Origin of the sequence: Streptomyces sp. NPDC050738 (genome assembly GCF_040654175.1) — a bacterium.
GTDB lineage: Bacteria > Actinomycetota > Actinomycetes > Streptomycetales > Streptomycetaceae > Streptomyces.
Genome location: NZ_JBFAHN010000010.1, coordinates 267997 through 276122 on the forward strand (window position 1 = coordinate 267997; position 8126 = coordinate 276122).

Here is an 8126-nt window from a genome sequence, read left to right on the forward strand (position 1 = left end):
TTTATCCGGGACCTAAGGCCTTGCGGCCCACTTCTCTGATGTCCTGGGCCCATGCCGCTCACCCCACGACTGATGACCGCACGCTCACGCGACGAGGCGCACCGTGCCTCGACCCCGCTGGAGCTCTTCTTCGACCTGTGTTTCGTGGTCGCCGTCGCCCAGGCGGGCGGCCGTCTCGTCCATGCGCTGGCCGCCGGGCACCCGGGCGAGGGCATCCTCCACTACGTCATGATCTTCTTCGGGATCTGGTGGGCCTGGATGAATTTCACCTGGTTCGCGAGCGCCTACGACATCGACGACACCCTCTACCGCGTCGTCACGCTCGTGCAGATCGCCGGCGTCCTGGTCCTCGCCGCCGGGGTGCCCCGCGCCTTCGACGACGCCGACTACCGCCTCGTCGTCGCCGGCTATCTGGTGATGCGCCTCGCGCTCTGCAGCCAGTGGCTGCGGGCCGCCCTCTCCGAGACCGACCCGGGGGCTCGCAGTACGGCGCTGCGGTACGCCGGCGGCGTGGCGCTCTGCCAGGTCGGGTGGGTGCTCGCCCTGCTCGTGTTCGACACGGGGCCCGTCGGTTACGCCGCCATGGCCGTCGCCGAGATGCTGGTGCCGTGGTGGGCGGAGCGCCCGTCGCCGCTGCCCTGGCATCCCGGGCACATCGCCGAGCGGTACGGGCTGTTCACGCTGATCGTGCTCGGCGAGACGGTGGCCGCGGCGACCGTCGCCGTACAGGAGTCGATCGACGAGCACCAGGCGCTGGGCGAGCTGCTGCCGATCGCGGGCGGCGGGCTGCTGATCGTCTTCGCCGCCTGGTGGATCTACTTCGCGGTGCCGATCCATGAGTATCTGGCGAGCGCCCGGAACGGATTCCTGTGGGGATACGGGCACTTCCTCGTCTTCGGGTCGGCGGCCGCGATCGGGGCGGGCATGGAGGTCGTGGTGGAGCAGGCCTCGGGCAAGGCGGAGATCTCGGTACGGGCCGCATCGGCAGCGGTGACGGTTCCGGCCGCGGTGTTCCTGCTGACGGTGTGGCTGCTGCACGCACGCCACTTCAAGCGGACCACCGCGCAGCAACTGACGCTGCCCGTATCGACGTTGGCGGTGCTCGCCTCGACGTTCGCGGGCGACCGGGCGGTCCTGGTGGCCGGTCTGGTGACCGCGCTGACCGTGGTCGTCGGCGTGACGCTGTCGCGACAGGGCGCGGCGGAAGCAGAATCGGCCGTATGACAACAGCAGACGCGATCACCGACGTCGCAGGGATCCGGGTCGGGCACGCGCGCGTACCCGGGGAGCGTGCGCTCAGCGGCACCACCGTCGTGCTCGCCCCCGAGGGCGGCGCGGTCGCCGGTGCCGACGTACGCGGCGGCGGGCCCGGCACGCGCGAGACGGACGCCCTCGATCCGCGCAACCTCGTCGAGCGGGTGGACGCGGTGGTGCTGACGGGCGGCAGCGCGTACGGACTCGACGCGGCGTCCGGGGTGATGGCCTGGCTGGAGGAGCAGGGCCGCGGCTTCCCGGTGGGTCCCGGCGTCGTGCCGGTGGTCCCCGGGGCGTGCGTCTTCGACCTGGGGCGGGGCGGCGACTGGCACGCCAGGCCCGACGCGTCGACGGGGCGGGCGGCCGTGGAGGCCGCTGCCCGTACGGGAGTCGGCGCGACGGTCGAGGAGGGCAACGCCGGCGCGGGCCTGGGCGCGGTCGCGGGCGGCATGAAGGGCGGCGTCGGCACGGCGAGCGTGACGACCGCCTCCGGGGCGAGGGTCGGGGCGATCGCCGTCGTCAACGCCGTCGGCTCGCCGATCGATCCGCTGACGGGCGTGCTGTACGGGGAGTACGGCGGCCCGGAGCGGCCCGCGTACCCGGACGCGGAGATCCACGCGACGGCACAGAGCCGCCTCACGGAGGCGCGCGCGGCGAACGTGCGCCCCCCGCTGAACACCACGATCGCCGTCGTCGCCACCGACGCCGCGCTCACCCCCGCGCAGGCGCAGAAGCTGGCAGGCACCTCCCACGACGGGCTCGCCCGCGCGGTGCGCCCCGTCCATCTGATGCACGACGGCGACACCGTCTTCACCCTCGCCACCTGCACAGGACCCGCGCCCGACGCGGCCGCGCTCAACGAGATCCTGGCCGCCGGGGCGGACGCACTGGCACGTGCCGTGGTGAAAGCGGTGCGGGCGGCCCGGTCCGTCGAAGGGCCCGGCGGCACGTTCCCCGCGTACCGCGATCTCTACGGCCCGCCCGGCGTCTACTGACATACAGGGCACGGGAATTGACGGGGCGTACGGGAACTTCGTGTGCGCCCCCGGTCGTTTTTGAAACCAAGGCACCATTGTCAGACCCAGGAGCTACGTTAAGTCCAACACTCGTCACAAGCCGCGACGGCCTGGAGTCACCTTGAGCGATCCCTCCGAGACCACCGAGGAGCACCTCGCGAAGCTCCTCGGGCGTGCCCTCAATTCTTTTGAGCTGCCCGACAGCGTTGTCGGGCGCCTCGACTCCTCGCTGGCGCACAGCACTTCACTGCACTCCTCGCACCACAGCTCGCTGTCCGGACTGCACCGCGAGACCTACCGCCATACGTTCCTGCTCGCCGACGGCAGCCATCTCACCCTCTGGGAGATGGTCCACAACACGGAGCACGAGCTGTACGTGTCGGAGGACGAGGCCCGCCTCGCCGCCTCACGGGTCCGCGCGTCCTATCCCCTGGAGGGGGCGTCCCCCGAGGAGGAACCGGAAGCCGATCTGGAGATCCTCAGGTCGCTGATGTCCGCGCCCGCGATGGAGATCCCCCGGGTGTACGTCCCGGACAACTCCGCGGACCACGCCCGCCGCGTGCTGCGCCGCGCGGAGAACGCGGACCGCCCCGGCGAAGTGACCGCGCGGCTGCTGCGGCGCGCCTTCGCCCACGAGATCATCCAGGCGTTCGGCGCCGGCTGCTTCTTCGAGACCAGCGGCTTCACGCTGTACGAGCACGCCTTCCTGCTGCTCGACGGCAGCGAGGTCAGCCTCTGGGAGGTCGAGCACACGGCGACACCCGACGGACGCCACATGTGCGAGGTGTACGCAACGGAAAACGCGGCCCGCGACGCGATGGAGCTCCGCTCCCGGGTGCGCTGAGATGAACGCCTGAGGTCAAGACCTTCCCAAGTGGCGGAAGACGTCCGACTCCCATGGTTCGCTTCCGCCGACCACGCGGTTGACTGCCGCTCGGGGGAAGGGAATCGACCATGCGTAAAACCAACATACTGACGGTCTGGGGACCCACGATCCTGTTCAGTATCGTGCTGCCCTGGATCACCTACGGAATGCTCACCGACCACGGGATGCACGAGGTCCCCGCACTGCTGCTGATCTCGTGCTGGCCCGTCGCGGAGCTCGCGATCTACTTCGGGATCCACCGGCGCGTGGACGAGTTCTCCATGCTGATCCTGATCACCCTGGTGCTGGGGGCGCTCAGCGCACTCGCGTACAACAGCGCGAAGCTGCTCTTCCTCAAGGACTCCGCCCTGACCGGGCTGCTGGGGATCGCGTTCCTGGTCAGCCTGGCGCTGAAGCGGCCGCTGATCTTCTACTTCGGCCGGAAGTTCGGTACGGACGGGACAGCCGAGGGGGTCGCGGACTGGAACGCCATGTGGGACAAGTACCCCGGCTTCCGCACCTCGCAGCGGAAGTTGACGGTGGTGTGGGGCGTGGCCTTCCTGCTGGAGGCCGGGGTGAAGGCGGCGCTCGTGTACATGCTGGACACCGGGACGATGGTCGGGGTGTCGAATGTGCTGCCGTTCGTGGTGCTCGGGCTGCTGATGGTCTACACGATCCGCACCGGCCGCAAGGGGCGGGCCCGCAGGGCCGCGACGGAGGCGGCCGAAGCCCAGTCGGCGGAGGCGCAGCCCCTGGGGGTCACACCTCCGCCGGTCGAAGCCTGATCGCGCCCGGGGCGCCGAACCTCAGGCCGCCACCGGGACCTTGGCCTCTTCCGGAGCCAGGGCCCGGTCGGCGGCCGCGTCGGCGACCGGCTTGCGCATCCCCTTGAGCAGGATCACCAGGGCGGCCGAGACCACCACACCCGCCACGATGGCGAGGAGGTACAGGAACGGGTTTCCGATCAGCGGGACCACGAAGATGCCGCCGTGCGGAGCCCGCAGGGTGCAGCCGAAGGCCATCGACAGTGCGCCGGTGACCGCTCCGCCCGCCATGCAGGCCGGGATCACCCGGAGCGGGTCGCCCGCCGCGAAGGGGATCGCTCCCTCGGTGATGAAGGAGGCCCCGAGCACCCAGGCCGCCTTGCCGTTCTCCCGCTCGGTCTTGGTGAAGAGGCGTCCGCGTACGGTCGTGGCGAGGGCCATCGCGAGCGGCGGGACCATGCCGGCCGCCATCGTCGCGGCCATCACCTTGAGCGAACCGTCAGTCGGGTTGGCGAGGCCGCCGACCGCGAAGGCGTACGCGACCTTGTTGAGCGGGCCGCCGAGGTCGAAGCACATCATCAGGCCCAGGATCACGCCGAGGATGATCGCGTTGGCACCGGACAGGCCGTTGAGCCAGTCGGTCAGGGCCTCTTGGAGCTTGGCGATGGGCTTGCCCACGACCAGGAACATCAGGAAGCCGACCACCGCCGTGGAGATCAGCGGGATCACCACGACCGGCATGATGCCGCGCAGGGGTGCGGGGATCCTGACCTTCTGGATGGACATGACGATCGCGCCCGCCATGAGACCCGCGACCAGGCCGCCGAGGAAGCCCGCGTTGATCGCGACGGCGATCGAGCCGCCCACGAATCCGGGGACCAGGCCTGGCCGGTCGGCCATTCCGTACGCGATGTACCCGGCGAGCACCGGGACGAGGAAGGCGAAGGCGAGGCCGCCGACCTGGAAGAGGAGCGCGGCCCAGCTGGTGGTGTCGGTCCAGATGAAGTGCTCCATCACGGACGGGGCCTTGTCGACCTTGTAGCCGCCGAGGGCGAAGCCGAGAGCAATCAGGAGGCCGCCCGCGGCGACGAACGGAACCATGTAACTGATCCCGGACATCAGCCATTTGCGGAGTTTGGTGCCGTAGCCGTCGTCGGATTCGCCGGCCGATTCCACGGGGGACGCCGCGCCGCCGGTTGCGGTGATCTCGCCGCGCTCGGCCTTGCCCCGCACCTCGGCGATGAGCTCGGCCGGGCGGTTGATGCCCGCCTTCACACCGACGTCGACTGTGGGCTTTCCGGCGAACCGTTCCTTCTCGCGGACCGGGACGTCGTGGGCGAAGATCACGGCGTCCGCGGCGGCGATGGCCGCGGGGGTGAGCCGGGTGAAGCCGGCGGATCCCTGGGTCTCGACGGTGAGTTCGACGCCCGCGTCGCGGCCGGCGTTCTCCAGGGACTCGGCGGCCATGTAGGTGTGGGCGATACCGGTGGGGCAGGAGGTGACGGCGACGATACGGAAGGGGGTGGCGGGGGTGGGGGTGGGGACGGACTCCGGCGCCGGCTCGGCCTGTGCGGGCTGGTCACCGCTGATCAGTGCCGCCGCCTGTGCCGCGTCCGCCGCGTTGCGCAGCGCCGTCGTGAACTCCTCGTTCATCAGCTGGCGGGCCAGCGACGAGAGGATCGTCAGATGCGCGTCGTCCGCGCCCGCCGGGGCCGCGATCAGGAAGATCAGGTCCGCCGGGCCATCCGGGGCGCCGAAGTCGATGCCCTGCGCGCTGCGGCCGAAGGCCAGCGTGGGCTCGGTGACATGGGCGCTGCGGCAGTGCGGGATGCCGATGCCGCCGTCCAGGCCGGTCGGCATCTGGGCCTCGCGGGCCGCGACGTCGGCGAGGAAGCCGTCCAGGTCGGTGACCCGGCCGAGGGCGACCATGCGTTCCGCGAGTGAGCGGGCCGCCTCCTGCTTGGTCGTGGCGGTCGCGTCCAGGTCGAGGTCGACCAGGGCTGCGGTGATCATCTCGCTCATCGGGGGCTCCCTTGCTCCGTCAGTACGCGGTCCAGCGGGACGTCGGCCGTCACGGTGACGGCGGCCGGGTCCAGGTCTTGGGGGGTCGGCATCACGCTGCCGGGGAGTTGCACGGCGGCCGCTCCATGGGCGACCGCCGAGCGCAGGGCTTCGGGGCCCGTGCCGCCGGCCGCCAGGAACCCGGCCAGCGAGGCGTCGCCGGCGCCTACGTTGCTGCGTACGGTCTCGACGGGGGCCGAGGCGAAGTACGTGCCCTCGGCGGCGACCAACAGCTGGCCGTCCGCGCCGAGGCTGGCCAGCACGGCGGCCGCGCCCAACTCCCGCAGCTCTTCGGCTGCTTTGACCGCGTCGCCGACGGTGGCGAGGGGGCGGCCCACGGCCTGGGCGAGTTCGTCGGCGTTGGGCTTGACGACGTCGGGGCGCTCGGGGAGCGCCGCGAGGAGCGAGGGGCCCGAGGTGTCGAGGGCGATACGGACGCCCGCGCCGTGGGCCCTGGCCACGAGGGCCGCGTACCACTCGGGCGCGAGGCCCGGGGGCAGGCTGCCGCAGCAGGCGATCCAGTCGGCGCCGGCGGAGCGGCTGCGGACGGTGGAGAGCAGCAACTCGGTCTCCGCTGCGGTGAGTTCGGGGCCCGCCGCATTGATCTTGGTGAGGGTGCCGTCCGGTTCGGCGACGGAGATGTTCGAGCGGGTGTCGCCGGCCACCGGGACCGGGGCCACCACGATGCCCTCCGCGAGGAGGAGTTCGGCCACGAGTGCGCCGGGGGCGCCGCCGAGCGGGAGGACCGCGACCGTGCGGTGGCCTGCGGCGGCGACGGCGCGCGAGACGTTGACGCCCTTGCCGCCCGGGTCCATCCGGTCGCCGGTGGCGCGGAGCACCTCGCCGCGTTCCAGGGCCGGGACCTCGTAGGTGCGGTCCAGGGACGGGTTGGGGGTGACGGTGAGGATCATGCGCGTACGACCTCCGTGCCGGCGGCCTCGATGGCGGCGGCGTCCTGGGGGCTGAGGCTGGTGTCGGTGATGAGCAGGTCGACCTGGCGGAGGTCGCCGAAGCGGGCGAAATGGTCCTGGCCGTACTTGGCGGAGTCGGCGAGCAGGACGACCCGGCGGGCCGCGGCGAGGATGGCGCGCTTCACGGCGGCCTCGGCGAGGTCGGGGGTGGTGAGGCCTGTGGCGGGCGAGAAGCCGTTGGCGCCGACGAAAACGACGTCGGCGTGGATCTCGCCGTACGCACGGAGCGCCCAGGCGTCGACCGCAGCACGGGTGCGGTTGCGGACGCGGCCGCCGACCAGGTGGAGGTCGATGCCGGGATGGTCGGCGAGGCGGGCCGCGACGGGGAGGGCGTGGGTGACGACGGTCAGGCCGCACTCCAGGGGGAAGACGTTCGCCAGGCGGGCGACGGTCGAGCCCGCGTCGAGGATGACGCTGCCCTCGGTGGGGAGTTCGGCGACGGCGGCCTGCGCGATGCGGTCCTTCTCGTCGGCGGCGGTCGACTCCCGCTCGGCGAGGTCCGGCTCGAAGTCGAGGCGGCCTGCGGGGATGGCGCCGCCGTGGACTCTGCGCAGGAGGCCTGCGCGGTCCAGTGCTTTGAGGTCGCGGCGGATGGTCTCTGCGGTGACCTGGAACTGGTCCGCGAGGGAGAGGACGTCCACGCGGCCGCCCTCGCGGGCCAGGCGCAGGATCTCTTGGTGGCGCTCCGTTGCGTACATGTGGATTTACGTCCGTTTCGTGCCCGAACTCGTTGATTCTCCGCCAGGTTACGACGTCGAGTCGTCGAAGTAAACACGATCGGGCATGGTTGGGCATGTTCGGGCAGATAGGGGCCGTAGGTCCCGGGCCCGCAGACCGCGCGGCCCACCGCTGCGCGGGCCCTTCTCCCCCACCCCGCCCCTTCCCGAAACCGGAGCTGCCGCCCCGGACCCCCGCTCCTCAATCGCCGGAGGGGCTTGATTTTGCCCACCACCGCTTTGATCCTGCGAGCCGGGTTCAGCAAAATCCGGCCCGTCCGGCGATTGAGGACACGCGGCCGAAGGTCGCGTACGGGGGCGCAGGGGGCGAAGCCCCCGCTTACCGGGGCCCGGGAGTCTGGGGCGCAGCCCCAGTTGCGGGAAGGGGCGGGGTGGGGGAAATACCCCCCCCCCCCCCCCCCCCCCCCAAAAACCCCCGCCACGAGGGGGGGGCCGGTACGTGAGATAGGGAGAGCGGG

Annotated in this window: 7 protein-coding genes; 4 read left to right on the forward strand and 3 right to left on the reverse strand. The window is 71.6% G+C overall.

The genetic code is table 11. The features are described from left to right. Positions 1-51 precede the first annotated feature (51 nt). The 4 genes from AB0H78_RS25595 to AB0H78_RS25610 all read left to right on the forward strand — a co-directional run bounded on the left by AB0H78_RS25595 (position 52) and on the right by AB0H78_RS25610 (position 3920). Positions 52-1224 carry a low temperature requirement protein A gene (locus AB0H78_RS25595; RefSeq protein WP_363236902.1) on the forward strand — a complete coding sequence of 391 codons (1173 nt, stop codon included), beginning with the start codon at positions 52-54 and terminating at the stop codon, positions 1222-1224. Continuing rightward, positions 1221-2249, forward strand: a complete 1029-nt coding sequence (locus tag AB0H78_RS25600; RefSeq protein WP_363236903.1) for a P1 family peptidase — start codon at positions 1221-1223, stop codon at positions 2247-2249. Before AB0H78_RS25595 ends, AB0H78_RS25600 begins: the two co-directional genes overlap by 4 nt. Before the next feature lie 142 nt (positions 2250-2391). Further along, on the forward strand, positions 2392-3114 hold the full coding sequence (locus AB0H78_RS25605; RefSeq protein WP_363236904.1) for a DUF6227 family protein: 723 nt from the start codon (positions 2392-2394) through the stop codon (positions 3112-3114). Positions 3115-3224: 110 nt separating this feature from the next. After that, positions 3225-3920: a VC0807 family protein gene (locus AB0H78_RS25610; protein WP_363236905.1), complete on the forward strand. Its 696-nt coding sequence runs from the start codon at positions 3225-3227 to the stop codon at positions 3918-3920. Positions 3921-3941: 21 nt separating this feature from the next. Here AB0H78_RS25610 and AB0H78_RS25615 read toward each other — a convergent pair whose 3' ends face one another. From AB0H78_RS25615 to AB0H78_RS25625, 3 genes are read right to left on the reverse strand one after another with little or no spacing between them, the layout of a single operon-like run. Beyond that, positions 3942-5921 (reverse strand): fructose-specific PTS transporter subunit EIIC, encoded by a 1980-nt coding sequence (locus tag AB0H78_RS25615; RefSeq protein WP_363236906.1) that lies wholly within the window; start codon positions 5919-5921, stop codon positions 3942-3944. Continuing rightward, positions 5918-6871 carry a 1-phosphofructokinase gene (pfkB, locus tag AB0H78_RS25620; protein WP_363236907.1) on the reverse strand — a complete coding sequence of 318 codons (954 nt, stop codon included), beginning with the start codon at positions 6869-6871 and terminating at the stop codon, positions 5918-5920. The genes AB0H78_RS25615 and pfkB overlap by 4 nt, the downstream gene beginning before the upstream one ends. Continuing rightward, on the reverse strand, positions 6868-7629 hold the full coding sequence (locus tag AB0H78_RS25625) for a DeoR/GlpR family DNA-binding transcription regulator (RefSeq protein ID WP_363236908.1): 762 nt from the start codon (positions 7627-7629) through the stop codon (positions 6868-6870). Before AB0H78_RS25625 ends, pfkB begins: the two co-directional genes overlap by 4 nt. Positions 7630-8126: the final 497 nt, after the last annotated feature.